Origin of the sequence: Pseudomonas sp. AM8 (assembly GCF_036346475.1) — a bacterium.
Lineage (GTDB): Bacteria > Pseudomonadota > Gammaproteobacteria > Pseudomonadales > Pseudomonadaceae > Aquipseudomonas > Aquipseudomonas marginalis.
This window is the reverse complement of sequence record NZ_JAOTNX010000039.1, coordinates 1-976: the sequence shown is the minus strand read 5'-3', so window position 1 is coordinate 976 and position 976 is coordinate 1. Positions and strand designations below refer to the sequence as shown.

1 pseudogene is annotated in these 976 nt (G+C 59.0%); it reads left to right on the top strand.

Annotated features, from left to right (window positions below):
• Positions 1 to 976 (top strand): annotated as a pseudogene (locus V3W40_RS34540) (type IV secretion protein Rhs); the annotation flags it as partial.

Sequence of the window (976 nt, the reverse complement as noted above, 5' to 3'; positions counted from 1 at the left end):
TAACGACCAGGGCGATGTCATCCGCAAGACCGATCCCGATGGTCATGTCACCGACTACAGCTATGACAAATACGGGCAACTGGTTGGGGTTTGGTACCCGGATCACAGTTGCCATCGGCTGGTGTGGAATGAGCGCGGACAGTTGCTTGAAGAGCAACTGCCGAATGGCGGGATCAAGCGTTATCGCTATGACGATCTTGGCCGGCAGCTTGCCCGCGAGGATGAGCATGGCGCGCTGACCCAGTATCAGTGGGACAGCGTAGGTCGCTTGGTTCGCGTGGTGCTGCCCGGTGGGGCGTGTAGGGAATACAGCTACAACCCCTACGGCAAAATCAGCGCCGAACGCGATGAGCTGGGGCATGTCACCCGCTACGAATACGCCGACGGGTTGCACCTGATCAGTCGGCGCATCAACGCTGATGGCACTCAGGTCAACTACCGCTACGACAACGTGCGGTTATTGCTGACCGAGATCGAAAACGAGGTTGGCGAGACCTACCGACTTGATTACCACCCCAATGGCCTGATCCAGCAGGAAACCGGTTTTGATGGGCAGCGTACGGCCTACGTCTACGACCTCAACGGCAACCTGCAGGAAAAGACCGAACACGGTGACGATGGTAGTCAGCTCGTTACCCGTTACGAACGAGACCACGCCGGACGCCTCGTCAGAAAAACCCTGCCCGACGGTAGCCTTGTTGAATATGCCTACGACCGCCAGGGCAACCTCCTCAGCGTCGATGACGGCCACTGGGCGCTGGCCTACGAATACGACCGCCAAAACCGCCTCACCGCCGAACACCAGGGCTGGGGCACCTTGCGCTACGGCTACGACGCCTGCGGCCAGCTTCAACACCTGCGCCTACCCGATAACAACCGACTGGTTTTTAACCATGCGAAAGGCGGCCACCTCGCCACCATCGAATTAAACGGCGCGCTGCTGACGTCTCATCTGTTCAAGGCCGGCCAGGAACAT